Source organism: Spongorhabdus nitratireducens, assembly GCA_947387575.1.
GTDB lineage: Bacteria > Pseudomonadota > Gammaproteobacteria > Pseudomonadales > Endozoicomonadaceae > CANDOC01.
In genome coordinates this window covers 125,385-149,750 of record CANDOC010000010.1, presented here as the reverse complement: position 1 = coordinate 149,750, position 24,366 = coordinate 125,385, and the positions used below count along the sequence as shown (strand labels likewise).

The 24,366-nt window shown below is 50.6% G+C and carries 21 protein-coding genes; 12 read left to right on the top strand and 9 right to left on the bottom strand.

Annotated elements, in window-relative coordinates; all coding sequences use genetic code 11:
- Positions 1–42 precede the first annotated feature (42 nt).
- From ACYZZ0_RS18040 to truC, 5 genes are all read right to left on the bottom strand, one after another.
- Entirely contained in the window at positions 43–1,452 is a 1,410-nt protein-coding gene (locus ACYZZ0_RS18040) for a PhoH family protein (RefSeq protein ID WP_461538042.1), read from the bottom strand.
- Positions 1,453–1,862: 410 nt separating this feature from the next.
- Positions 1,863–3,203: an ATP-dependent RNA helicase RhlB gene (gene rhlB, locus ACYZZ0_RS18035; protein ID WP_461538041.1), complete on the bottom strand. Its 1,341-nt coding sequence runs from the start codon at positions 3,201–3,203 to the stop codon at positions 1,863–1,865.
- Between the two features lie 83 nt (positions 3,204–3,286).
- Positions 3,287–3,583 carry a hypothetical protein gene (locus ACYZZ0_RS18030; protein WP_461538040.1) on the bottom strand — a complete coding sequence of 99 codons (297 nt, stop codon included), beginning with the start codon at positions 3,581–3,583 and terminating at the stop codon, positions 3,287–3,289.
- Positions 3,584–3,796: 213 nt separating this feature from the next.
- Complete coding sequence (locus ACYZZ0_RS18025) at positions 3,797–4,294, bottom strand: YchJ family protein (RefSeq protein WP_461538039.1); 498 nt, start codon at positions 4,292–4,294, stop codon at positions 3,797–3,799.
- A 21-nt stretch (positions 4,295–4,315) separates the two neighbouring features.
- On the bottom strand, positions 4,316–5,140 hold the full coding sequence (gene truC / locus ACYZZ0_RS18020; RefSeq protein WP_461538037.1) for a tRNA pseudouridine(65) synthase TruC: 825 nt from the start codon (positions 5,138–5,140) through the stop codon (positions 4,316–4,318).
- Positions 5,141–5,271: 131 nt separating this feature from the next.
- On the opposite strand from truC, the gene ACYZZ0_RS18015 reads away from it, so the two are divergent.
- The 4 genes from ACYZZ0_RS18015 (at position 5,272) to ACYZZ0_RS18000 (ending at position 9,268) form a co-directional block, all read left to right on the top strand.
- Entirely contained in the window at positions 5,272–6,030 is a 759-nt protein-coding gene (locus ACYZZ0_RS18015; RefSeq protein WP_461538036.1) for an S-methyl-5'-thioinosine phosphorylase, read from the top strand.
- Positions 6,031–6,220: 190 nt separating this feature from the next.
- On the top strand, positions 6,221–6,502 hold the full coding sequence (locus ACYZZ0_RS18010; protein WP_461538035.1) for a DUF1145 domain-containing protein: 282 nt from the start codon (positions 6,221–6,223) through the stop codon (positions 6,500–6,502).
- A 64-nt stretch (positions 6,503–6,566) separates the two neighbouring features.
- Positions 6,567–8,714: an ATP-dependent DNA helicase DinG gene (dinG, locus tag ACYZZ0_RS18005; RefSeq protein ID WP_461538034.1), complete on the top strand. Its 2,148-nt coding sequence runs from the start codon at positions 6,567–6,569 to the stop codon at positions 8,712–8,714.
- Between the two features lie 32 nt (positions 8,715–8,746).
- Positions 8,747–9,268 carry a hypothetical protein gene (locus tag ACYZZ0_RS18000; RefSeq protein ID WP_461538033.1) on the top strand — a complete coding sequence of 174 codons (522 nt, stop codon included), beginning with the start codon at positions 8,747–8,749 and terminating at the stop codon, positions 9,266–9,268.
- Between the two features lie 12 nt (positions 9,269–9,280).
- Here the strand turns inward: ACYZZ0_RS18000 and ACYZZ0_RS17995 are convergent, their stop codons facing one another.
- From ACYZZ0_RS17995 to ACYZZ0_RS17985, 3 genes are read right to left on the bottom strand one after another with little or no spacing between them, the layout of a single operon-like run.
- Entirely contained in the window at positions 9,281–10,015 is a 735-nt protein-coding gene (locus ACYZZ0_RS17995) for a glycerophosphoryl diester phosphodiesterase (RefSeq protein WP_461538032.1), read from the bottom strand.
- Positions 10,016–10,032: 17 nt separating this feature from the next.
- Entirely contained in the window at positions 10,033–10,506 is a 474-nt protein-coding gene (locus ACYZZ0_RS17990; protein ID WP_461538031.1) for an acyl-CoA thioesterase, read from the bottom strand.
- Positions 10,506–11,309: an enoyl-CoA hydratase gene (locus tag ACYZZ0_RS17985; RefSeq protein ID WP_461538030.1), complete on the bottom strand. Its 804-nt coding sequence runs from the start codon at positions 11,307–11,309 to the stop codon at positions 10,506–10,508. Before ACYZZ0_RS17985 ends, ACYZZ0_RS17990 begins: the two co-directional genes overlap by 1 nt.
- 157 nt (positions 11,310–11,466) lie before the next feature.
- Between ACYZZ0_RS17985 and ACYZZ0_RS17980 the strand changes: the two genes are divergently transcribed.
- From ACYZZ0_RS17980 to ACYZZ0_RS17960, 5 genes are all read left to right on the top strand, one after another.
- Positions 11,467–12,351 (top strand): ABC transporter six-transmembrane domain-containing protein, encoded by an 885-nt coding sequence (locus ACYZZ0_RS17980; protein ID WP_461538029.1) that lies wholly within the window; start codon positions 11,467–11,469, stop codon positions 12,349–12,351.
- A gap of 6 nt (positions 12,352–12,357) precedes the next feature.
- Positions 12,358–13,503: an efflux RND transporter periplasmic adaptor subunit gene (locus ACYZZ0_RS17975; RefSeq protein ID WP_461538028.1), complete on the top strand. Its 1,146-nt coding sequence runs from the start codon at positions 12,358–12,360 to the stop codon at positions 13,501–13,503.
- Entirely contained in the window at positions 13,500–16,598 is a 3,099-nt protein-coding gene (locus ACYZZ0_RS17970; protein ID WP_461538027.1) for an efflux RND transporter permease subunit, read from the top strand. The genes ACYZZ0_RS17975 and ACYZZ0_RS17970 overlap by 4 nt, the downstream gene beginning before the upstream one ends.
- 26 nt (positions 16,599–16,624) lie before the next feature.
- Positions 16,625–17,554, top strand: coding sequence for a helix-turn-helix domain-containing protein (locus ACYZZ0_RS17965; protein WP_461538026.1), 930 nt, complete (start codon positions 16,625–16,627; stop codon positions 17,552–17,554).
- 111 nt (positions 17,555–17,665) lie between these two features.
- Positions 17,666–19,333, top strand: coding sequence for a DNA recombination protein RmuC (locus ACYZZ0_RS17960; protein ID WP_461538025.1), 1,668 nt, complete (start codon positions 17,666–17,668; stop codon positions 19,331–19,333).
- 70 nt (positions 19,334–19,403) lie between these two features.
- Here ACYZZ0_RS17960 and ACYZZ0_RS17955 read toward each other — a convergent pair whose 3' ends face one another.
- Positions 19,404–20,072, bottom strand: coding sequence for an OmpW/AlkL family protein (locus ACYZZ0_RS17955; RefSeq protein WP_461538024.1), 669 nt, complete (start codon positions 20,070–20,072; stop codon positions 19,404–19,406).
- Between the two features lie 298 nt (positions 20,073–20,370).
- Here ACYZZ0_RS17955 and prfB point away from each other — a divergent pair.
- The 3 genes from prfB to ACYZZ0_RS17940 all read left to right on the top strand — a co-directional run bounded on the left by prfB (position 20,371) and on the right by ACYZZ0_RS17940 (position 24,306).
- Positions 20,371–21,469, top strand: a protein-coding gene (gene prfB / locus ACYZZ0_RS17950; RefSeq protein WP_461538023.1) for a peptide chain release factor 2 whose coding sequence is annotated in 2 segments (ribosomal slippage) — positions 20,371–20,445 and positions 20,447–21,469 — 1,098 coding nt in all. Because the reading frame shifts where the segments join, the coding sequence is not laid out codon by codon here.
- 141 nt (positions 21,470–21,610) lie between these two features.
- The gene (gene lysS / locus ACYZZ0_RS17945) at positions 21,611–23,140 is read left to right on the top strand and encodes a lysine--tRNA ligase (protein ID WP_461538022.1); all 1,530 of its coding nucleotides are present in this window, start codon (positions 21,611–21,613) and stop codon (positions 23,138–23,140) included.
- Between the two features lie 437 nt (positions 23,141–23,577).
- Positions 23,578–24,306 carry a TetR/AcrR family transcriptional regulator gene (locus ACYZZ0_RS17940; protein WP_461538021.1) on the top strand — a complete coding sequence of 243 codons (729 nt, stop codon included), beginning with the start codon at positions 23,578–23,580 and terminating at the stop codon, positions 24,304–24,306.
- Positions 24,307–24,366: the final 60 nt, after the last annotated feature.

Genomic DNA, 24,366 nt, shown 5'->3' with positions numbered 1-24,366 from the left:
AGCCAGACGTTTTATATTGTAATAAATGATTCTTTAGTTTTATTACAGGTTTTCCTCTGCATAAGCAGCAAGAGGTGATCTAGGAACACCCTTCAACTGCACAATGCCACCCTGATCAAACTTCTTGAAACGCTCGGTCAAATAAGTCAGACCAGAACTCGCAGCACTTAGATAAGGCGTATCGATCTGTGCCAGGTTACCCAGGCAGATCACCTTACTACCGTGGCCGGCACGGGTGATGATGGTCTTTATCTGGTGCGGTGTCAGGTTCTGAACCTCATCGATAATAATCAGACTCTGCTGGAAGCTGCGGCCCCGAATATAGTTAAGGGACTTAAAGTGCAGCGGAACCTGCCCCAGAATATAGTCCACACTACCGTTGGTTGATTCGTCCTCGCTGTGGAGTGCTTCCAGGTTATCGGTAATAGCACCCAGCCAGGGCTCCATTTTTTCGGCTTCTGTACCTGGCAGATAACCGATATCTTCATCCAGCCCTTGAGTTGAGCGGGTCGCGATAATGCGTCGGTACTGCTTGCTGGCTACGGTCATCTCAATCGCAGCAGCCAGAGCCAGAATGGTTTTACCCGAACCTGCAGAGCCAGTCAGGGTTACCAGATGAATATCCGGATCCATTAACAGTTGTAGTGCAACGGCTTGATGAATATCCAGTGGCTTCAAACCCCAGGCTTCCTGATTCATCAAGTGCTCACGGGGCAGATCCAGCAAGGTAATGGTGTCCTTATCCTGCTCGATGACCCTGCCGCAGAATCCCTGTTCATCAATAATAAATTGGTTGGGAAGCAGCTCCTCCAGCAGGCCTTCGCGAGGGAGGGTATGAAGTGTCTGTCCTCGGTCCAACTGGTGGGTTTCCACCTTTTCTACCTGGGACCAGAAGTTACCCGGTACTTCCAGATAACCCTTGTTTAACAGTTTGACATCAGAAACCAGCTGATCGTTCTGATAATCCTCACTGGAAATACCGCAGCCTCTGGCCTTGAGGCGCATATTGATATCTTTGGTGACCAGTACCACGGTTTGATCCGGGTGCAGCGACTGGTAGTGATTGATATCGTTGATGATCTGGTTGTCGTTGCTGCGGGAAGGCAGCGTAGTGACGTTTTCCGGTGCATGGTGCATCAGAATGGAAACAGTACCCAATGGTGGGCTTTTGTCGCCCCGGCGAATCGGGACACCGTGCTCAATCTCGGAAGGTTCGGCGCTGCCCAGTACATGATCTATCTGGCGGATTGCCTGGCGGCAGTCTGCAGCAATCGTCTGTTTTCCGTTTTTGAGTTTATCCAGTTCTTCCAGCACTGTGATGGGGATGATGACTTTGTGCTCTTCAAAGTTCAGAAGCGCGTTGGGGTCGTGTATAAGGACATTACTATCGAGAACGTAAGCGGTGGATGGGGAAGCAGTGTTTGATTCGAGTCTGACTGCGTTGTCATCCATAGGCGGCAGCTCCTTTTTAGCTTAAACCCCGGTTCTTCAAAGCATTTCTCACTGAAACGCTCCTGCAGAAAAACCGCATATGCTCATGGGTCGTCAGGCCATGACCTTCAGGTTTGACTCTGATAACAGACAGCTTCACGGTCATCGGGGCCAAGCCATCTTGTTCAGATATTTTTATGCACCACTTATATCTGATTATTAATCGAGATAATCGGCAGCGGCAAGCGATGGCTGATGGAAAAATTTGCTCTTTGGGATGGTTTTTGGATCTAAGGTTCTGTTTTGAAAGGGAAAAGGCAAAGTGTGAATTATTTTCTTGGGAGGACTGCCAGTAAGGCCAGAGAGAAGGGAAGAGGAGCAATATGAAATCAGCAAGGCCTGTCAAAAGGCCCTGCTGAAGACAGGACATTTTATTGAGCTAACAGCTCTTCAGGCGGATATTCAAGGTTAACCTTGTCACCCAGCAGCTGTTCCAGCTCAGGAATCAGGAAGGAATCATCTTCACAGGCAAAGCTGACTGATGTTCCTGTCGTACCAGCCCGCCCGGTACGACCAATACGATGAACATAATCTTCCGGATCTTCCGGCAGATTGAAGTTGATCACATGACTGATGCCATCAATATGGATGCCCCGACCCGCAACATCGGTGGCAACCAGCACCTGAATCTTGCCTTCCCGGAAGTTCTCCAGGGTACGAACCCGCTTCTTCTGAGGCACTTCTCCAGACAGCATGTCACAGACAATACCCTTGCGTTGCAGCCTTTCGGTTAGGCGGCGGGTCTGATCACGACGATTGGCAAAGACGATAACCCGCTCCAGCGGTTTTCCGTCTTCCTGCGCCTTACCCTCAACCAGGTTGCATAACAATTTGTACTTGTCTTCACCGGAAACCATATAGAACTTCTGGTCAACAGTATCAGTTGCCACGCTCTCCGGCTCGATTTCGACTTTAACCGGTTGCCAGGTCCACTGCTCACCAAGACGCAATACTTCGTCGGTAAAGGTCGCTGAGAACAGCAGCGTCTGACGGTCACCCGGACGTGGGGTCATGCGCACAATACGGCGAACCTGCGGGATAAAGCCCATATCCAGCATGCGGTCAGCTTCATCGATAACCAGCGTTTCGGTCAGATCGAGATAGAGGTCTCGACGTTCACAGAAGTCCAGCAAACGGCCCGGTGTGCCAACAATGATGTCAACATAGTCGCGACTGATCTGGGCAAGCTGTTTGTCGTATTCCATGCCTCCGACAACACTGACGACGTGAAGGTCGGTATGGCGAGTCAGGGCTTCGGCATCCTTGCTGATCTGCAGTGCCAGCTCCCGGGTAGGGGCCAGCACTACAAGGCGGGGTTCACCAAGATAACGCTCATCCGGCGGCGGGATTTCCAGCAGCTGCTTGATCGCCGAGATCAAAAACGCTGCGGTTTTACCGGTGCCGGTCTGAGCCTTGCCAATGGCATCATGGCTTTTCAGGGTATGACCCAGTACTTCAGCCTGAATCGGCGTACAGTACTGATACCCCAACTCATGAATGGCTCGCATCAGCGAGCCCGGCAGCTGAAAGTCATGAAAGCGGGTTTTGCCTTCTTCTACCGGTACTTCGAACTGGGAAATATCCCAGGCCTGAGCCTGGGCCTGGCCCCGGGATTTTTTTTCACGCCGCCGACGATGTAGATATCCGGAAGAGCGGCTTTTCTGTTTGCGAGCGGATCCGGAGTCCGCGTCAGAAGGAGTCTCTGCAGGCATTTGGAACCTGAAATCTGTTAAAGTTAAATCCTTCTAATGATACCGGTTGCTGCCGTCCAGAGACAGTTTTAACTGTCTCTGGCTCAGGCAAATACCCGTTCTTCATGATCTGCCTCACCCTGAGGCATGTTGTGTCGCAGAAAGTGCAGCTTTGCGGCTTCTGCTTTTTTGCTCACCCGTTTGCGCTTTCGCTTCAGGCGTCGTTTCGAACGTAGTATCTTTTCCTTGTACGGAATAGCCTGAACATTCTGGGTTATGAGCTGGGCCAGAAAAGCCCCTTTTTCTTCCTCAAAGTTGGCGACATCCTGTCGATCCGGTCCGGCATATACGCCGGGGTCAAATACCGGATATAAAGGACCAGAACCTGCTCCTGAAATCATGGCGACCTCCCTGACGCTTGGATTGATGATTGGCTGGGAGTGTATCGCTATATAATGAAAAGGAGTATTAGACCAAGGTTTTAGACTGTTTTTTCAATTCTGTGAATAACAGCTTACAAAGTGTGGACTATTGGGTGGCCATCAGGCTCTTGGGCGGGATACAAGTTAGTTTCATCGACTGCACGGGACCCGGCAACCGGGCCCGATAAAGTATTACATACAGCACTTCTTGAATTTTTTGCCGCTGCCACAGGGACAAGGGTCATTACGCCCAACAGTTACTGATACAGCGGGTGGCAGAGGTGTCAGGCCGGGATGAATAAAGTACCACTGCTCTTTCTCTTTTATAAAATCCGAGTGCTCGTCATGTTCCTGCTGAACTTTTGAAGGAGGCTCGGAAAAGCTGGCCTTAAATTGAACAGTGCCACGGCTGTTATTACTTTGCCCCTGGGTTGTTTGCACTATTGTCAGCTGATGCCAGTGAGTGCGATCCAGCCAGGAGGAAAGTTCGGAAGCATCCAGCTGGTTTTGGTGCGGCGGCCAGGTTGTTGCGAGAAGGTAGTCTACTTTCTTCAGACAGCAGGCACTGTAACGCGAGCGCATAAGCTGCTCTGCAGTTTCCGGTTTGGCACTTTGATTATGGAAGGGAAGGCAGCAGTTTTCATAATTGTTATTGCTGCCACAATAACAATTTGTTTCGGTTGGGCTCATTTAAAAATACCTGTATTTCAATCAGAGATGGTTTTCTTCAAAAGACAAGCTCTGATTCCAGCCAAAGCGGTCAAGCAGCGACAGAAATACATCATCCAGTGGTGCATTCAGTGTCAGTGGCGAACCAGTAACAGGATGCTGCAGCGACATTTTGGTGCAAGCCAACAGCAATCTGTCAGCATCAAAGTGTTCAGCAAAATAGCGGTTATGATTACCCTTGCCGTGTTTGGCATCGCCAATAATCGGGTGGGCAATGTGTTTCATATGTCGTCTTATCTGGTGCTTTCTGCCGGTACGGGGGCAGGCTTCTACCAGGGAGTAACGGCTGCAGGGATAGCGATCAATCTGCAGTGGCAGTTCAACTCTGGCCAGTGTCCGGTAATCGGTAACAGCAGGTTGAGCTGGTTTATCTTGACGGGCTTTACGGTCCGTCATTTTGTCGAGCTTTTCTTTAAGTGCGTGGTCAATCGTGCCTTTTTCCGGCGCATAACCCCGAACGATAGCCAGATAGGTTTTGGATACACTACCGTTGGAGAATTGTTCTGAAACTGTTCTGGCAATATCGCTGGACAGTGCAAACAATAATACACCGGAAGTTGGTTTATCCAGACGATGTACCGGATAAACCCGTTGCCCTATCTGGTCCCTGACCAGCTGCAGGGCAAAGCGGGTTTCATTGCGATCAATCATGGAGCGGTGTACCAATAGGCCGGAAGGCTTGTTAATAGCAATCAGGTAATCATCCTGAAACAGTACCGGCAGCGTTTCTGGTGCAGCTTCGGTAGCACCACACATATCACTGTCTGAACTGTCGTGGTGGGTGTCAGTAGCATTCGGCATATTCATGGCCCGCACCCTACGTCGGTGCTGCTGGAATGGCAAGAACATCAGGATGTGTTTGATATTTTGTGCGACAAAAATATCTCGCACTATAATGGCTGTTTTTACGGTCAAAATGATCGGGCAGGATGTCGGAAATGGCTCGAATTGCAATTGTTGGTGGTACCGGTCTCAATCAGCTTGAATCACTGGAGCTGAAAGACACAATAACTCAGGAAACACCCTTTGGTCAGCCATCTGGCCAGCTGCAACTTGGTGTTGTAGCCGGACAGGAGGTGCTGTTTCTGGCCCGGCATGGCCAGCCACATAAGCTGGCACCCCATCAGATTAACTATCGCGCCAATATTTATGCCCTGCATCTGCTTGGGGTAAAACATATCATGGCTGTGAATGCTGTGGGTGGTATCAGTCTCTCCATGCTGGCAGGTGGGCATATCTGTGTTCCTGATCAGGTGATTGATTACACCTGGGGGCGGGAACATACCTTTGCCCAATATCATCCCGAGCAGCCGCTGGCCGGTAACCAGCATATTGATTTCTCGGCGCCGTTCGAAGGTGCAGCTCGTGCAGCATTGATTCAGGGCGCAGAAAAAGCCGGGATTGATGTCAGCAATGGCGGGGTTTACGGTTGCACCCAGGGGCCACGACTGGAAACGGCAGCAGAGATTCACCGGATGGGACGTGATGGTTGTGATATCGTCGGTATGACAGCCATGCCGGAAGCAGCACTGGCCCGGGAGCTGGACATTGATTATGCCGGTGTTAGTCTGGTTGTGAACCCTGCTGCAGGATTGGGAGACGATGAGTCCATCACCCTGGAAAGTATGATGGAGGTAGTGAATACCGGGATGATCCGGGTCACCCGTATTCTGGAACAGGCAGTGAATCTGCTGTAAATCGCTTCTCTCATTTGGTTGTTTGTCCTCAAAGACCGGAGGCTGGCACGCATGGCCTTCGGTTTCCTGTCTGTTAAACTGGCCTTTCTTGATGACTGATTTTTCACAGCTGCAGGTGTGATGCATGCTGCTGTCTGCCTGTTACAGGCACAAGAAAAATAATCGATAAATATGAAGCAGGAATACGTGAATGAATAAAATGCTCGGTCTGGGCAAGCTGGTCACAGTCGGGTTCTGGTTGATGGTAGTTATCAGTCTGTTTGGTGTATTTGTGTCGCCTTTTAACACCATTATTCCGGTGGCTGGTCTCGCGATTGTTTTTATTCTCGGGATTGAGGCCGTGTTGTGGCGCCGTGCCCTGATGGCTAGTGGTGAGCTCGGCAAGAACGTTGTTATGGTGCTGATTTTTGGAGTGTTCCATATGGCCACATTGCAACTGCAGACTGGAAATGCTCGACAGAGTGCAAACTGAAACCTTTTTCTGGCAGGGCTTCTGACCTGAAGGCTTATTTGTTTTTTATCATGGCTTATTGTGAATGCTGACTGATCAACTGAAGAAAACCATCCAGCAGGCTTACCGGACATTTCTGGAAAATAAATCACTGCGGGCCCGTAATGGTCAGAAAGTCATGATTGCGGAGGTGGCTCGGAATCTTGCGGCTATCAAAACTGACGATGAAGGTGTGCGAACCGGTGACCCCGCTGTTGTCGTCATCGAGGCGGGCACCGGTACCGGTAAAACCGTTGGTTATGCGCTGCCGGCACTGGCAGTGGCACAACATCAGAAAAAGAAGCTGATTATTTCAACGGCAACTGTCGCACTGCAGGAACAGCTGATTTACAAGGATTTGCCGGATATTCGTCAGAGTACCGGAATGGATTTCAGAGCCTTGCTGGCAAAAGGGCGTGGCCGCTATATCTGCTTGAGCAAGTTGGATCAGCTGCTGGAATCACAGCAGTCAAACCAGGCTATGGCCGATCTGTTTGCCGAAGAAGGCTTCAGAATTGATACCGAAGATTCACCCTCGCTGGAACTGTTTCAGAAAATGCTGGAACAGCTGGCGACTTCCAAATGGGATGGTGAGCGGGACAGCTGGCCGGAATCCATTGACGATCTTGATTGGCAAACAGTTACCACAGACCACAGCCAGTGTACTGGCAGACGCTGTTCTCATTACTCGCAATGTGCCTTTTTTAAGGCGCGGGAAGGGCTGACAAAAGCCGATATTGTCGTAACCAATCATGATCTGGTGCTGGCTGATCTGTCTCTGGGCGGTGGTGCTATTTTACCGTCGCCCAAAGATAGTATTTATGTTTTCGACGAAGGCCACCACCTGCCAGACAAAGCTATCGGCCATTTCGCCAGTCATACCCGTATTAACGCTACCATGAGCTGGCTGGAGACTGCCTCCCGGCATGTAAAACAAATGTTGACCCGGCATGCATTACCCGGAGTGATTGGTGAGCGGCTGGAACAACTGGAACCGGCTTTTGGCGATTTGAAAGAGCAGCTGGGATTGATGAAAAGCCTGTTGCTGTCAGTCGCTGAATTTGGTGATGCGACTGAAACCGAACGCTCGACAGTTGTCCAATATCGCTTTCCTGGCGGGAAGGTGCCGGAAGAAGTCCGCGCTCAGGCTGAAGTACTGAAAGCCGGTTTCAGCAAGGCGCTGGATCTGGCCAGCAAGGCCAGTGATAACTTCAAGGATGCAATGGATGGCGAGCTGGACGGGATTGACAGCTGGGAAGCTGAAGCCCTGTTTCCAGCAGTCGGTGCCATCGCTCGCCGGCTGGATAATTGCCATGAACTCTGGATGGCCTATTCCATTGTTGAAAATGAAGAGAGTGGCGAGCCGCCGGTTGCCCGCTGGCTGAAACATATGACCTTTGGTGGCAGCGAAGATCTGGAAGTTGCCAGCAGCCCGATCCTGGCGGCGAAAACCCTGAGGCAGGTGCTCTGGAACCACTGCCATGGTGCAATTGTGACGTCCGCAACCCTGACTGCGCTGGGCAAGTTTGATCGCTACCGGATGAGAGCCGGCATTCCCAAAGACTCACGCTGTGAAGTTGTACCAAGCCCGTTCCAGCATGATCAGGCGGCTGTACTGAATATTCCGGCGATGGAGCATGAACCCACCAGTGATGGCCACAGTGAGGAAGTTGCAGAACAGCTAACTCGGCTGCTGGATAATACCCCCGGTTCACTGGTGCTGTTCTCCTCCCGTCGTCAGTTGAAAGATGTCTATGCCCTGCTACCGGAAAAGTGGCAGGACAGAATCCTGTTGCAGGATGACTATTCCAAGCAGGAACTACTGAGACGACATCGTCGACATATTGATGATGGCCAGCAAAGTATTCTGTTTGGTCTGGCCAGTCTGGCTGAAGGTGTCGATCTGCCCGGGCAGTACTGCGAGCATGTGGTTATTGTCCGGCTGCCGTTTTCTGTACCGGATGATCCGGTCGAGGCTGCACTCTCCGAGTGGATTGAAGAGCAGGGGCGTAATCCCTTTATGGAAATCAGTGTGCCGGATGCAGCCATGCGTTTGGTGCAGGCCTGTGGTCGTTTGCTGCGCTCCGAAACCGACAGCGGCTATATTACATTACTGGATCGTCGTGTGGTTACCCGTCGTTACGGGCGGCTTATTCTGGACTCATTGCCTCCGTACCGGCGTTATATTGCGTGATTCGGCTCGATCCGGATCAGGGAGTATATGTGATGAGGCATTATTTCTTTGATCTGGATGAGACCCTGTGGGCCATTGAAAGCCGACTTGAGATGTTGTCTGCATCCCAGTCTCAGGCGATGTGCAAAGAGGCGGGTATAGCCTTCAATGGCGATTACTATTACCCGCTTTACCGCGCCCGTCATATCGCATTTTTCACCTATGCGTGCACCAGTCCTGATAAATGCTCTGTTGCGTTCATTACAGCGGCTAATTACAGCCAACACGAAACTTGTTGGCTGTTGGGGAAATTTTTTAATAATGCCGCAAGCTTTGAACAGTGGGATTACCTGTGGCGCAACTATTATCCGTCGTGCAACAAGGGATTAAAAATCCAGCGTAGCCTAGAAGATCGGGATTTGTTGTTACCACCGGATTACGATATTACCACGCTGGATGTATGGCTGATTGATGACAATGCCCAAAACCGCAGGGATGCTGAAGTTCAGGGCGTCAATACAATGGCTTCAGAAAGTGTTGAGTATGGCCATTTTCTTGACGCCCAGATTGGCTGAAATGCACCTGGGTTATTTTGTTTCCGCTGGTGGAGAAATCAGGTGTGGCTCATCACTGAATAATCCATCAACGCCGATATTGAAGAAGTGATCTGCATTATCGGTATGGTTGACGGTGTAGACATAAAGCTCGTAACCGGCTTTTTTTATCGCCTCTGCCTGAGCAGTCTTGTGTTTTTTGTGACAGACATGAATGCTTCTGGCATGAACTGCTGCTGCCATCGCTTCCCAATCTGATGGTAGTGTTTCAAACAGATGGCCGATGTTGTATTCGGGGGCAAGCTGGTGGCACAGTTTCAGAGCCTGGTGATCAAAACTGGATATCACCAGGTTACGAGTGTCGCTCCAGCATTGTTGCAGCTGCCCGATTACAGGCTCAACCAGCTGCTCCGGAGCATGCCGATGCATCTTGATTTCCAGATTAAGCTTCAGCCTCAGTTGTTGAATCAACAGCAGCGCATCTTTTAGTGTAGGTATCTTTTCCCCGGCATATTCCGGCGCAAACCAGCTACCGGCATCCAGTTGTTGCAACTGTTCAAGGGTAAGGGATAGTACTTCACCGCGGCCGTCAGTACAGCGTTTAACGGTCCGGTCATGGTGGATAACCAGCTGTCCGTCGGCTGTTAACACAACATCGATTTCAACCGCAGAGATACCCAGTTCATGAGCTTTTCTTATACCGGCAAGAGTGTTCTCTGGCGCAAGGGCTGCGCAGCCTCGATGGCCGATGACAGATTCCAGTAACATAAATATTTCCGGTCAGATTATTCAACAAGAGGTAGAGCCTGTAGCTGGCTTTCGCTCCAGATTATTGCCTTGCGATGAGGCTTGAGCATGGAGGGTGGCATGCGCCGGGGCTGGCCGGTTTTAATATCAATGCAGACATACTGAATCTCGGCCCGTAGCAGTGTTGCACCGTCACTATCGCGAATAATCTGAAACCGTCGTGTGGCTCGAAGACCATCGCATTTTACCAGCCAGGTGCCCACGCGCAGAAAATCACCGGCAACAGCGGCCGCCAGATAATTGATATGGGAAACATGGGTTGCCATTGCCCGTTCAGCCTGCTTCCAGACCTCCCAGGATGCCCCGAGATCAGTAATATGATGCCAACCAACTTCTTCCAGCCAGCGCAGATATTCTGTGTTATTAACATGCTGCAGCCGGTCGAGATGCTCGCCGCTGACGGAGACCTTGAGAATATAAGGTGAGGGCAGGTCCCAGTTATGTACGTCCATTATTCGAGTCCCCACCACTTCGGATTACGTTTTTCCATAAAGGCACTTATGCCCTCATTACATTCTTCGGCCAGCATGGCCTGGAGCATATCTTTGCCGGCCTGACGAAAAGCTTCTTCCATCGGCTGCTCAATCTGTCGGTAAAATGCCTGTTTCCCGGAGCGAATACCAACTGCTGATTTTGAGGCAATTTTCTGTGCCAGCAGTTCTACTTCCTGTTCCAGATTTTCAGCGGATGCAATGCGGTTAATCAACCCGAATCGCATGGCATCTTCAGCACTGAACATATCGCCGGTCAGAGCCAGCTCCATTGCATGTTTGCGATGAATATTGCGACCAATACCGACCAGTGGCGTCGTACAGAAAGTACCAATGTTAACTCCAGGTGCGCAGAACCTGGCTTCCCGCTGAGCAATCGCAAGATCACACATGGCAACCAGCTGGCATCCGGCAGCACTGGCCGTACCCTGAATACAGGCGATTACAGGCTTCGGTGAGCGTATCAGTGACATCATGGTCTGGGTGCATTGCTCAAGAATACCGTCTATCCGCTTTGCATCATCAACTTCGCAGCCTGCAATCTGTCCGGACATTTCTTTCAGGTTATGTCCCGCCGAGAAAACTTTTCCCTTGCCGGTGATTACGATCACCCTGACATTGTCATCTGTGTTCGCCCGTTCAATACACTCTGATAGTGAGCAAAGCATGGCTTTTGACAATGCATTGCAATCGTCGGGGCGATTAAGTGTTAACCACAGTACGTGGCCGGATAGACGATCACTAATCAGGGGCGGCGAGCTCATTAGGGTCAACCTGAGTCATTTTTATTTTTCCAAAGATTAACATGCTTCGAATAAAAACAAAGGCTTGAGCAGGGCTCGAAACCATCATAGCAATCTTGGACACGCATCAATCGTAGCTGCAGGTTAACCTCCTGATTTTGAACAGACTGCGCTGACTATGCAATTAACCGGGCGACTTGATCTGGCTCTTCTCTTCAGAGCTTTCAAAGGCGGGATTTTTATTACCTGGCTGCTGGTGCTGCTTGAAAATATCATGCTGGCCCTGATTCCGCTGTTTATCGGCCGGGCTATCGATGGACTGCAGGCCGGTGATTTCAGTTCCCTGATCAGCCTGGGGCTGGTTCTTCTTGCGCTGACGGCACTGGTCGTTCTTCGTCGTTTTTATGACACCCGAGCCTATGGCCGTATTCGGGTTGCACTGGGATGTGAGGTGGACCGGCGCCATGAAGCAGAACAGGTATCGACCCGTAATGCACGACTGGATATGGCCCGGGAAATTGTCGACTTTCTTGAAGAAAATGTGCCATCCCTGATTACGGCTATTGTCCAGATTGGGGTTGCGCTGATAATTCTCTGGCAATTTGACGCTATGCTCGCAGCTGCGGCAATTGCGTTGGTTGTGGGCATGGCTTTGCTATATGGCCTGTTCCATGGCTGCTTCTATCACCTGAACAGTGCGTTGAACAGCCAGGTTGAGCGACAGGTCGGTACGCTGGAGTCTGGTGGAAGAAAGGGACTGGCTGCTCACCTCCGTATGATGAACAAGTGGGAGATTCGTCTTTCGGATACTGAAGCGCTGGTCTATGGCCTGATATTCCTGCTTACCACCGGCTTTATTATTTTTAACCTCTGGTTCTGTGCCAGCTTGCCGAATATGAGCGCCGGCAAGATCTTTTCTGTTATCAGTTACTCCTGGGAATATGCCGAGGCTACATTTATGTTGCCGGTAACGCTTCAAAGTCTTACCAGGCTGCATGAAATTACCTCTCGTCTGAATAGCTCCCAGGCACAACCTCAACCTTCAATGCTTGAACAGGGATAGAGCAGTATGAAACAGACTTCGCGTACGCGTAATTATTTATGGCTGATCGTGTCAGTTGTTTTGCTGGTGGTTGTTATTTGCTGGCTCTTGCTGGCAGGCGAAAGTCACGAGAATTCAGTGTCAAAACAAAACAGGGAGCTACTGCCAGTCACTGTTATTCATGCTGTTCCTGAATCAAAGCAGCTTACTGTAAAAGCGACAGGTGTCACCGAAGCGTTCTGGTCGACACCTGTTGTCACATCCGTGTCAGGACGGGTTGAAAACCTGCCTGCTGATCTTGAGCCGGGAAAACTGATCGCAAAAGGAACCTTGCTGGTGCAGCAACAGCAGGTTGACTATCAGGCTGCTGTCGATGCGGCTTCCAGTCGTCTGGCTGCAGCACATTTGAATTATGTGACTGCCAGACACAAACAGACTGTTGCCTTGAAAACGGCAAATGCCCGGCTGAAAACGCCTTATGCGCGTCATGAACCCCAGGTTGCCGCCGCTGAACTGGAGGAAAATGCAGCCAGAAGTGCGTTGGCAAATGCCCGCCAAAAACTCGATGACACCCGCATTAGCTCGCCATTTGATGCCATTATTCTGTCACGCAGGGTTACTCCTGAGCAGTGGTTGCAAGCCGGCGCTGAAGTTTTTCAGATTGCTTCCAGTGAATGGGTTGATGTGCGGGTCGAACTGTCAGGAGAAATCTGGCGAAGGCTTGGTGATATTCAGCCCGGGACACGTGCGCAAGTCATTACTTTGACTGGAGCGCGCTGGCCGGCTGAGGTGCGTTATCTCAGCCCGGTACGGGACCAGAAAACCCGGCAGCGAAGCCTGGTGCTGAAAGTTGCCCAGCCATACCAGGGAACTGTTCAACTGCTTCCTGATCAACAGGTCACAGCACTGTTTTCCGGGCAAAGCTATGCATCAGTGCTGGAACTACCGTCCTCGGTACTGACAGATGATGGACAAATCTGGCGGGTGGATCAGCAAAACGTGCTCCGGCAGACGGCTGTTGAAACCCTGTATGAAGATGCCGAAACCGTCTGGGTCAGGATTCCTGATGTCTCGGAACAGCGACTTCAGGTTGTACGGTATCCGTTAAGTTCCATGCTTGAGGGGCAGGAAGTACAGCCCGGTCTGGCTGAAGATCAGGGTGGTGTGCTGTGAAGTGGTTAACCGGATGGTTTCTTGATAACCCTGTCGCGGCCAATCTGTTGATGGCGCTGATTTTAATCAGTGGTGTTTTGTCGCTGGGAACCCTGAGGGTTGAAAGCTTTCCGCAGATGCCGGCGACTGAACTTCAGGTCACGGTCTATTACCCGGGAGGCACTGCACGACAGGTTGATGAAAGTATTACCCAGCGGATTGAAGATGCGATCAGCTCGGTACCGGGCATTAGTCGTATCAGCAGCAAGTCTTCACGGGGAGAATCAACGGTCACTGTGCGTAAAAGCACGGGTACAGATCTTGACCGGTTGATGGAAGATGTTCGCAACCAGGTTAACAGTATTGCAGGCTTTCCTGTCAGGGCCGAGAAGCCGCTGATTTATCGTAATGAATTCACCAATCTGGCTTCCTTTGTGATGGTTTCCGGTGATGTCAGTGATGACGTCCTGCAGCAGGCGGCGATCAGGGTTGAACAAAGCCTGAAGCGGCATCAAGCCATTTCCCAGGTAGCCAATCTGGGAAAAAGAGAACCTCAGTTGATTATTCAGCCGCTTCCCGAACAGCTGGAACGTTATGGTCTCGGCGTGTCGGAATTGTCATCACTGATTAATGACTGGTCACTGCAGTACCGCAGCGGATTACTGAAAACAGCTCAGGGTTATCTTGTTTTAAGAGGCGATGGCTATGCCGATAATCTGGTGGAGCTACGTGGCCTGCCAATAATTAATACTGAAAATGGCAGTGTGACGCTGGGTGATATTGCCAATATCCGGCGGGGGTATGCTGATGACGATTCGATTGTTCGTTATCAGGGGCAGTCTGCAATCTCATTGATGATTTCAACCAGCAAAAAAGACAATCTGTTTGATGTAAATGCTGCGGTAGCTGATGTGCTGGCAGACCTTCAACCACAGATGCCGACTACTGTATCGCTGGATGTTATGGCCGATATGACACCCTATATCAAGGATCAGCTGGATCTGTTGGGTACCAATGCCTGGCAGGGGCTGTTGATTGTGCTGATTATTCTGGGGTTGTTTCTGGAGGTGAAACTGGCTTTCTGGGTCGCGCTGGGTATTCCGGTTTCACTGGCAGGTGCTTTGTCACTGATGGGGATTCAGGGGCTTGAATACAGCATTAATGATATCACGTTGTTTGGCATGATCCTGGTGCTGGGGATCCTGGTTGATGATGCGGTAGTTGTTGGTGAAAGTATTCATGAAGCCAGAAGCCGGATTGCTGACCCCAAAGCTGCAGCGCTGGATGGTGTGAACAAGGTAGCAGTGGCGACAACCTATGGTGTACTGACGACCATCGCCGCATTTTCGCCCATGTTGTGGATTGAAAATGAGCTGGCGCGACTGCTGGCAGGGTTTTCCGCTGTTGTAATTCTGGCGCTGCTTTTCTCACTGGTCGAAAGTAAATTTATTCTGCCATCACATCTATGTTTTGAGCGCCGTGATACCAGGCCAAACAAGTTGCAGCAATGGCTGGCTACAGCTCGAGGGTTCTGCCTGAGAGGACTTGATCGTTTTTCCGAGCGAATCTACCAGCCGGTACTGAAGTCAGCATTACAAAACCGTGTGGCGGTTTTGATTGTGTTTATTGCACTGGTAACGCTGGCTTATGGTCTGGTATTTACCGGCACCATCCGTAGTGCTTTTTTTCCCGAGATTCCCGGACGCTATTTGACGGCGAAGGTTACGATGGATCAGGACGCACCGCTGGAGCTGACTCGTCGTAATGCAGTTCAGCTGGAACAGGCTCTGAACCGGGTCAATGGTGAATTGATGACCCGGTTCGACATGAGTGCAAAGCCGGTCAGTAAGCAGTTGATGGCTGTTACCAGTCCGGCTTATATAGAAATTACCGCAGAGTTGACGCCGGAGGCGCTGGAAAAAATTCCCGGTGGTGAGCTGTTAAACAGTTGGCAGCAGGCGGCAGGTGAACTCGAGGGCAGCTATGCCACACGCTTTGCGTCGGCAGATCAAATTGCCGGAGGCACTGCAATTGCGGTTACTGCGCCGGATCGAAAACTGGCAAGGATGGTTGCGAAAGACTTGAAGGCGGCTCTCGGAAAACTACCCGGAGTTAATGATGTTTTTGATGATGGCAAGGGGGGGCAGCGTCAGCTGCAGATCAGGTTGAATGAACGGGGACGTCAACTTGGGGTAACCCAGAGGCAGCTGGCAACCCTGATTGGTGGTGGCTACGGCAATCTGGAAGTTTACAAACTGCTGGACAAGGGAGAGGAAACCCGGGTATTGATTCGCTTCGGTGAAAATCTGCGGCGAACCATGGATCAGCTAAAGGAAACGAAAGTACATCTCGATGCTGACAGCTTCGTATCGTTAGGAGAGATTGCCGACTTCAGTTTTGTACGGGAGCCTGAGGTTATTCACCGGCGTAACCGGGATGAAGTCGTAACGGTTTACTGGCGACATGATCGCCGGATCAGTTCACCGGAAGATATCTGGGCACAACTGGCACAATCAACGGTGCCTGCTCTTGAAAAACGCTATCCGGGTGTCAAAATTCGTGCGGTTGGCGAGTTTGAAGAAATGTCAGAAGTACAGAGCGGCTTTCGTAAAGCCATGATTCTGACCTTGCTGATGATATATATCCTGATGGCGGTACCGTTGAAATCATACTGGCAGCCGTTGATTATCATGTCCGTTATTCCTTTCGGCTTTGCCGGTGCCATATTTGGTCATGGTTTGATGGGGCTTCCTGTCAGTCTGTTATCAATGTTCGGCATGATGGCCATGACCGGCGTTGTTATTAATGACTCGCTGGTATTGATGACCCGATTTAACCAGCTCTATGGTGAGGGTATGCCGGTCAAGGCCGCATTGATTGAGGCTGGAAAGAGCCGGATGCGGGCGATTTTTCTGACCACAGTAACAACTGTTTTTGGTCTGTTACCGTTGCTGAGCGAAACTTCCGAACAAGCTCAGTACCTGAAGCCGGCCGCTGTTTCGCTGGTGTTCGGGGAACTGTTTGCAACACCAATAACCCTTATTCTGATTCCGGTGCTACTGGCATTCGGGCGCTATCAAACCCGTACCCGTCAGTCTGTAGCTCAAGAGGCATAAGTACAAGAGGTATAGTAAAAGTACACATGGTTAGCCCACCTGAACCTGACAGCCTGATTCCGGAAGAACATCTGATGTCTACGCTTGCGCCGCTCTGGCGCAAGCGTATGGAGACGGCATTTCTTTACATCAGGGAAACACTGCCTGATATGCCTGCACCATCATGGAATGAGGTGGCTGAAAAATGCGGCGTTTCGCCGTTTCATTTTCATCGCATGTTCCGGCTGGTTTTCAGGGAAACCCCGGGGCAGTACGTCAGGCGTTTACGACTGCAGACGGCTATTTCATATCTGCTGGAAGCACCCGATAAAACAGTAACGGAAATCGCACTGTCTTGTGGCTTTTCGTCATCCCAGTCGCTGGCCAAAGCCTTGAAGCGGGATACTGGCATGACGGCCAAAGACATAAGATCCGCATCCATGAAACGAGGTGGGGAGGTAGAAAACCTGCTGTTAAAGCTGGGGCATCCGGAAAATGAACCGGTACGATGTATGGAGGCAGAAATCGCAGCACGAATTAATTTTCGGGTTGAAGATCTTGATGAATTCCATCTGGTCAGTGACGGGGTGAAGCAGTTCTGGCCAGATTATATTACTGCCAACCAAAAAAAGATGTTGCACTACTCTCAGCGTCCCCTTGGTATCGTGACTCAGGCTGATGATCTGGGTAAAGGGTATGATTATCAGCAGGCTGTTATCGGGTATATGGCAAATCATGGCGGGGCTGCTGTAACGACTTTTGCCGGCGGACGCTTTCTCTGCTGCGATGTGAAGATTGCCAGTGAGACGGCTTATATTGCGCTTTGGGACGCTATTTATAATGTCATGATGCAGGAAGGGTATGAGCTTGATCCGGAAGGTTTCGGTCTTGAAATTCTGCATAATCCGGAGGCATATATTTCAGAAAAAGAGCCTCTGAACGTTACGGTAAAAGTAAAGCTTCGACAGATCATCTGAATATCATCATTCCCTGTCTCCTTCTTTAGTCATTGTCACTGGATGCTCCGGTGTTAAATCGGTAGGCTGATACTCATTCATTATTAATCAATATGTTAGACCGGAATTAGCATGACTGAGAGCATGATATTACAGGCCATTGTGGCAGTGATTGCTCTGGCATTGGGTTATTTGATTGCCAGAGTTCAAATGGGAAAGCAGATAAGCTTGCTGGATGCAGAGCAGCAGAAAGCGAGGGCACTTGAGGCTGAAGCCATGCGACAAGTGACCAGCAGAGGGGGAGAGCTTAAAGCGCTGCAGGATCGTTATAACCTGCAGGAAGAATCCCTGCGTCGTATGGAAAGCCTGCAGGCGGTTGCAGAGCATGAGAAAGAGCAGCTGCAGCTGACGCGACAGCAGCTGGAAGACATGCAAGTCAAAGTGGAAAACAGCCAGCGGGCTATGGCGCAGCAGGGCAATATGCTGTCGGCGGCTCGGGCCGAGCTGGAATCCCTGAAAGGTAATGATGAAGGTCGACAGCAACGGGTGAAGGAGCTGGAGCAGCTGTTAACCAAACTGCAGGACGAAAAATCATCACTGCTGTCAGAGAAAGAAAAACTGGACACGCTGCTGACCAAAGAACGACAGAATGCTCAGGAAAAACTGGTGCTGCTGGAAGAAAGCAAGGTACAGCTGAAGCAGGAATTCCAGAATCTGGCGCAGAGTATTCTGGAAGACAAAAGCCGTAAGTTCACCGAGCAAAACAAGGAAGGGTTGAATCAGCTGCTGAATCCGTTGAAGACTCAGTTAGGTGACTTTCAGCGCAAGATTGATGAGCATCATGTCAATGACATGAAAGACCGTGAATCACTGCGTACACAGGTCAAGCAGCTGCATTCCCTGAACCAGAAAATCAATGAAGAAGCGGCTAACCTGACCCGGGCGCTCAAGGGTGACAAGAAAGCTCAGGGTAACTGGGGTGAAATGATTCTGGAGCGGGTGCTGGAACGTTCCGGACTGCGCAAGGGTGAAGAGTATGTCACCCAGGGTAGCTTTACTTCAGAAGATGGACGTCGTCTGCGGCCGGATGTTGTTATTCACCTGCCGGAAGGAAAGGATGTTGTTGTCGACTCTAAAGTATCGCTGGTGGCCTATGATGCCTATGCGGCAGCTGAATCCGAAGAAGAGCAGCAGGTTGCGCTGAAATCCCATGTCGATGCTGTGCGCAACCATATCAAGTCATTGAGCGAGAAAGATTACAGCCAGCTCGAAGGGCTGCGTTCTCTGGACTTTGTGCTGATGTTTATGCCGATTGAAGCGGCGTTTGTTGCGGCTTTCCAGCATGATGAAAAACTGTTCAGTGATGCGTTTGAACAGAACATTATCGTAGTAACTCCAACCACGCTGCTGGCGACCTTGCGTACGATCGAAAATATCTGGCGTCATGAACGACAGAATCGTTATTCCCGTGATCTGGCTGACCGAGCCGGCAAGGTATACGACAAGCTACGTATCTTTGTTGAAGATATGGAGAAACTGGGCAAGCAGCTGCATACCGCTAACGCTACTTACGATAAAGCCATGAATGGCCTGACACGTGGCCGCGGTAATCTGATAGCACAGGCTAATCGCTTTACTGATCTCGGGGTGCGGGTCAAGAAAGAACTGCCGAAGAGTATTCTGGAAAGTGCAGAACTGGAAACTGGTGATGTTGCTGAGGGAATAGCTGAAGAGATTGCAAAGGAAATTGACGAGCCGGTTTTGATTGAAAAGGCGGTGGAGTCAGAAAAGTCTGAGTAAGTATCTTATACGGAAATAAAAAACGGGGTGCAGAATATGCACCCCGTTTTTTGGGCCCCAATCTTTTCGATTAGAACTTGTAAGCTACACCCAGGGTGTAAACCCACGGATCCAGTTCAACATCAATCTTGAACTTGGTACCGGCAGCGTTTTTAAACTTCGCTGTGGTGTTGATGTCGATGTAACGAGCAGAAGCGTTAACGCTGAAGTTTTCAGCAACTTCATAGTCAAAGCCTACCTGGCCAGCCAGACCCAGAGAGCTTTCGAGATCCAGGCTCTTGAAGTTTGAAGTTTTGCCAGCACCCTTGAACTTTTCACTGAAGAATACGGTGTAGTTCAGACCCAGACCGACATAAGGCTGGAATGCTGCATTGCTGTCCATCGGGTAGTACTGCAGGGTGACAGTTGGCGGCAGGTGCTTGACAGTTGCAAAGTTGCCCAGACCAGACAGAGCACCTTTACCTTTCAGGTTGTGCTTGAAAGGTGTGGCTGCCAGAACTTCTACACCCAGGTTATCAGTCAGCATGTAGGTCAGGGACAGACTCAACTGAGTGTCACTGTCAACGTCAACTTTGGCGTTAGCGACTTTCTGATTGTTCTGCTTCAGCAGACCACTGTCCACATTCGGGGAAACCTGAGTAACACCACCACGCACAACAAAATCGCCAGTCTGGTAAGCCTGAGCACCGGAAGCCATAACGGCAGTAGCTGCGAGGATAGCAAGAGAGAGCTTTTTCATAGTCTGGGGTTCTTCTGCTTGTGTGTTGTTTTGTGTGAAATCTGGTGACTATTCTATGGCGGACGTAACAAAGGCTTATGATGTAGATCAAGTAAGGCGCAATTCGGCAAGGGTAAACACGGTGCCCTGATGGACTGATACCTATTGCTCTCTCTATTCCCTTGAAATACCCGGATGCGATATGATTACCGGCTAATCTGATTTTTGCTCATCCTGGTGTACCGGTCGCAGTGATTTCTTTCGAACTCACGGGTTGTGGCGGGGTGTTCAGGCTATTATCCGGACGATAGTTGAAGTCATGCTTGAAACAAATCTGATCGTACAGAATATCAAGGATATCAAGGCGCGTACTGACGTGCTTAGGGGGTATCTTTGACTACGCTCACAAGAGTGAGCGACTGGTAGAAGTTGAACGGGAACTGGAAGATCCTGCCGTCTGGAATGACCCGGAAAATGCTCAGGCTCTGGGTCGTGAACGGGTGCTGCTGGAAGGTATTGTCCGGACGATTGATGAACTGGAGCAGGGCGCTGTAGATGCTGAAGAGCTGCTGGAAATGGCAGTTGAAGAAGGCGACAGCGACGGCGTGGAAGAAGTCGAAACCGAACTGGGTCATCTGGAAGAAAAACTGGGTGAACTGGAATTCCGCCGCATGTTCTCCGGTGAAATGGACCCGAACAGCGCTTACCTGGATATTCAGGCTGGCTCCGGTGGTACTGAAGCACAGGACTGGGCCAACATCCTGTTGCGTATGTACCTGCGCTGGGGTGAGAAGAAAGGCTTTAAGTGTGAACTGATCGAAGTTTCTGCCGGTGAAGTGGCGGGTATTAAATCCGCAACTGTACAGTTTACCGGTGAGTATGCCTTCGGCTGGTTGCGGACTGAAACCGGTGTTCACCGTCTCGTGCGTAAATCTCCGTTCGACTCCGGTAACCGTCGTCACACCTCATTCTCTTCCGTGTTTGTATCACCGGAAGTGGATGATAACTTTGATGTGGAAATCAACCCGTCCGACCTGCGGATTGATACTTACCGCTCCAGTGGCGCCGGTGGTCAGCACGTTAACACCACCGATTCTGCGATCCGGATTACCCACGAGCCAAGTGGTATTGTGGTGCAGTGTCAGAACCAGCGTTCCCAGCACCAGAACAAGGACAAGGCCATGCAGCAGCTGAAAGCCAAGTTGTATGAGCTGGAAATGATGAAGCGCAACTCCGAGAAGCAGGCGCTTGAAGATTCCAAGTCCGATATCGGCTGGGGCAGCCAGATTCGCTCCTATGTACTGGATGCTTCCCGTATCAAGGATCTGCGTACCAACGTGGAAACCAGTAACTGTAATGCAGTACTGGATGGCGATCTGGATAAATTTATTGAAGCCAGTCTGAAACAGGGGCTGTAATTCCGCTCCGAACTGATTGAACCGAATGGCCCCGTCGCGGGTCATTCGCTCTGAAGTCCTTTAGAGGTCATCTGAAAAGTCTCCACATACAATGACATTTCAGGTGATCTCTTAGATCACTCCCTTTTGGAACAAACTGATATGAGTAACGACACCCCGGTTGTTGAAGAACAACAGCAGGATGAAAACCGCCTGATTGCCCAGCGCCGTGAAAAGCTGGCTGCTATCAAGGAAAAGCGTAACGCTTACCCCAATGATTTTCGTCGTGAAAACCTGGCTGATGATCTGCAGCAGGCTCATAAGGATTCCACTAAGGAAGAACTGGCCGAAGCCGGTATCCGTGTCAGCGTAGCCGGTCGTATCATGCTGAACCGTGGCGCGTTCATGGAAATGCAGGACATGAGTGGCCGTATCCAGCTGTATGTGAACCGCAAGGTGCTGGATAAGGATGTTCTGAAAGAGATTAAAACCCTGGATCTGGGTGACATCGTCGGTGTTGAAGGCACCCTGCAGCGCTCCGGTAAAGGCGACCTGTTCGTCGACATGGAGCGCTTCCAGCTGCTGACCAAGGCACTGCGTCCGCTGCCGGAAAAGCACAAGGGTCTGACCGACATGGAAATGCGCTATCGTCAGCGTTATGTCGACCTGATCATGAACCAGGAAGCGCGCAAGACCTTCCAGATTCGCTCCCGTCTGGTTGACGGTATTCGCCGTTACCTGAGTGACCGTGGCTTTATGGAAGCTGAAACACCGATGCTGCAGGTGATTCCGGGTGGTGCGACTGCACGTCCGTTTATTACCCACCACAACAGCCTGGATATCGATATGTATCTGCGTATCGCCCCGGAGCTGTACCTGAAGCGTCTGGTTGTCGGTGGTTTCGAGAAAGTGTTCGAAATAAACCGCAACTTCCGTAACGAAGGCCTGTCCACTCGTCACAACCCGGAATTCACCATGCTGGAATTCTACTGGGGTTATGCTGACTACCGTGACCTGATGGATCTGACCGAAGATATGCTGCGCAAGCTGGCGGTAGACCTGACCGGCAGCACTGATGTTGAATGTCAGGGGCATACCTTTGAATTCGGCAAGCCGTTTGCGCGGATGTCCGTATTCGAGTCTATACTGCACTTCAACCCTGAACTCAAGGCGTCTGATATCGACAACATCGAGTCCGCCACGAAGGTTGCAGAGGGGCTGGGTATTACTGTCAAGGATATCTGGGGACTGGGCAAGATTCAGATCGAAATCTTCGAAGAAACGGTCGAAACACGCCTGATCCAGCCGACCTTTATCACAGAATACCCGACGGAAGTATCACCGCTGGCTCGCCGCAGTGATGATAATCCGTTTGTAACGGATCGGTTTGAGTTCTTTGTTGGTGGTCGCGAAATTGCCAATGGTTTCTCCGAGTTGAATGACTCTGAAGACCAGGCTGAACGCTTCCGCCAGCAAGTGGCTGAAATGGAAGCCGGTGACGACGAAGCCATGCATTACGATGCTGATTACATTCGTGCGCTGGAATACGGCCTGCCGCCGACAGCGGGCGAAGGTATTGGTATCGATCGTCTGGCCATGCTGTTTACCGACTCTGCGTCCATTCGTGACGTTATCCTGTTCCCGCACATGCGTCCGGAACACAGCCATACAGAAAAGACTGAAGAAGCTTAACAGCAACACAGTGCTTTAATCTGTAAGCAGCCTGCAGCTACCCTGTCTTATTACGGCAGGGTGGCTGTAGTGCATCATGCTGATCCCACCTTCATACAGGCAGGGGCCCCGTTACAGCAACTCTGGCTACAACGAGAGTTATAGCGAACCAGTTGTTGCTAAATAGCGGGTAGGTCTCTCCTTTTATTAAGTTATTGTCGTCTATAGTTTTGGTGCGGGTTTTCACAGACTGCCGGGTAGAATGTTTTGTCTCACTGGCAGGATGGTGGAAACAGGCTAAGCTGGTTCGAGCTTTAAACCGAGCTTCAAACTATGGTGCGATGTTGGCTGCAACAGAACGACAGGTTTCTGATGCTTGCTGACAAAGCTGAACAATTCTCCGGTGTAATGCCGGTCACTGTGAATTGGCAAATAAGGCACTCCCTATGGAAGCAACAATGAGCTCTCCAACCGCAGCGGGTACAAAAAATTCTGCAAGTGCAGCAAATCACAAACTTCACTATCAGGGGCGAAAAACCAGTCGTGCCGGTAGTGAGCAGAGACGCCGGAATATCCTTGAGGCAGCTCTGAGAATTGTTGTTCGTGACGGTGTTCGAGGCGTACGACACCGTGCCGTGGCCAAGGAAGCTGAAGTGCCGTTGTCTGCAACGACCTACTACTTCAAAGATATTTCTGACCTGATCACTGACATGTTTACCCTGTTTGTTGAAATGGGGGCTGATAAATACCGAATTTTCTGGGAAGAGTCGCGCCAGCATATGCAGGCAGCGCTGGCAGAATTGAGTGAAGATGAAAATGCACGCCGTAAATTTGCTGACCGGATGGCAGAGCTGGCGGTTCATTATGTGATGCATCAGCTGCGTAACCAGCGTGACCACCTGCTGGCCGAACAGGCTTTCCACCTTGAATGTCTGCGCAACGATAACCTGAGATCGATTGCATTTGGTCATCACGAATTTTTGATGAATGACCTGAAAGCCTTCTTCTCCCGTATGGGTTCTGACCAACCGGATATTGATGCCAAACTGTTGTTTGCCGTGATTAACCGGGTTGAATATGAAGGGCTGCTGCAGGACCCTGACGATCTGGATGACACTGTTATCATGGCGATGCTGAAACGCCAGATGCAATGCATGCTGCGCCTGCCGATGGATGGTAGAAGCTAAGTTCAGACCTTTCTCGCCGTTTGTATTGAGAGCCGGGTTTAATTAGCTATAGCGAAATAA

Excerpts from the sequence above, each read along its gene's own strand:
- rhlB (WP_461538041.1), bottom strand. The coding sequence starts at position 3,203 with ATGCCTGCAGAGACTCCTTCTGACGCGGACTCCGGATCCGCTCGCAAA.
- lysS (WP_461538022.1), top strand. The coding sequence starts at position 21,611 with ATGAGTAACGACACCCCGGTTGTTGAAGAACAACAGCAGGATGAAAAC.
- ACYZZ0_RS18025 (WP_461538039.1), bottom strand. The coding sequence starts at position 4,294 with ATGAGCCCAACCGAAACAAATTGTTATTGTGGCAGCAATAACAATTAT.
- dinG (WP_461538034.1), top strand. The coding sequence starts at position 6,567 with ATGCTGACTGATCAACTGAAGAAAACCATCCAGCAGGCTTACCGGACA.
- truC (WP_461538037.1), bottom strand. The coding sequence starts at position 5,140 with ATGAATATGCCGAATGCTACTGACACCCACCACGACAGTTCAGACAGT.
- ACYZZ0_RS17990 (WP_461538031.1), bottom strand. The coding sequence starts at position 10,506 with ATGGACGTACATAACTGGGACCTGCCCTCACCTTATATTCTCAAGGTC.
- ACYZZ0_RS17995 (WP_461538032.1), bottom strand. The coding sequence starts at position 10,015 with ATGTTACTGGAATCTGTCATCGGCCATCGAGGCTGCGCAGCCCTTGCG.
- ACYZZ0_RS18040 (WP_461538042.1), bottom strand. The coding sequence starts at position 1,452 with ATGGATGACAACGCAGTCAGACTCGAATCAAACACTGCTTCCCCATCC.
- ACYZZ0_RS17965 (WP_461538026.1), top strand. The coding sequence starts at position 16,625 with ATGGTTAGCCCACCTGAACCTGACAGCCTGATTCCGGAAGAACATCTG.
- ACYZZ0_RS18010 (WP_461538035.1), top strand. The coding sequence starts at position 6,221 with ATGAATAAAATGCTCGGTCTGGGCAAGCTGGTCACAGTCGGGTTCTGG.
- ACYZZ0_RS17975 (WP_461538028.1), top strand. The coding sequence starts at position 12,358 with ATGAAACAGACTTCGCGTACGCGTAATTATTTATGGCTGATCGTGTCA.
- ACYZZ0_RS17980 (WP_461538029.1), top strand. The coding sequence starts at position 11,467 with ATGCAATTAACCGGGCGACTTGATCTGGCTCTTCTCTTCAGAGCTTTC.
- ACYZZ0_RS17955 (WP_461538024.1), bottom strand. The coding sequence starts at position 20,072 with ATGAAAAAGCTCTCTCTTGCTATCCTCGCAGCTACTGCCGTTATGGCT.
- ACYZZ0_RS18000 (WP_461538033.1), top strand. The coding sequence starts at position 8,747 with ATGAGGCATTATTTCTTTGATCTGGATGAGACCCTGTGGGCCATTGAA.
- ACYZZ0_RS17940 (WP_461538021.1), top strand. The coding sequence starts at position 23,578 with ATGAGCTCTCCAACCGCAGCGGGTACAAAAAATTCTGCAAGTGCAGCA.
- ACYZZ0_RS18015 (WP_461538036.1), top strand. The coding sequence starts at position 5,272 with ATGGCTCGAATTGCAATTGTTGGTGGTACCGGTCTCAATCAGCTTGAA.
- ACYZZ0_RS17985 (WP_461538030.1), bottom strand. The coding sequence starts at position 11,309 with ATGAGCTCGCCGCCCCTGATTAGTGATCGTCTATCCGGCCACGTACTG.
- ACYZZ0_RS17960 (WP_461538025.1), top strand. The coding sequence starts at position 17,666 with ATGACTGAGAGCATGATATTACAGGCCATTGTGGCAGTGATTGCTCTG.
- ACYZZ0_RS18030 (WP_461538040.1), bottom strand. The coding sequence starts at position 3,583 with ATGATTTCAGGAGCAGGTTCTGGTCCTTTATATCCGGTATTTGACCCC.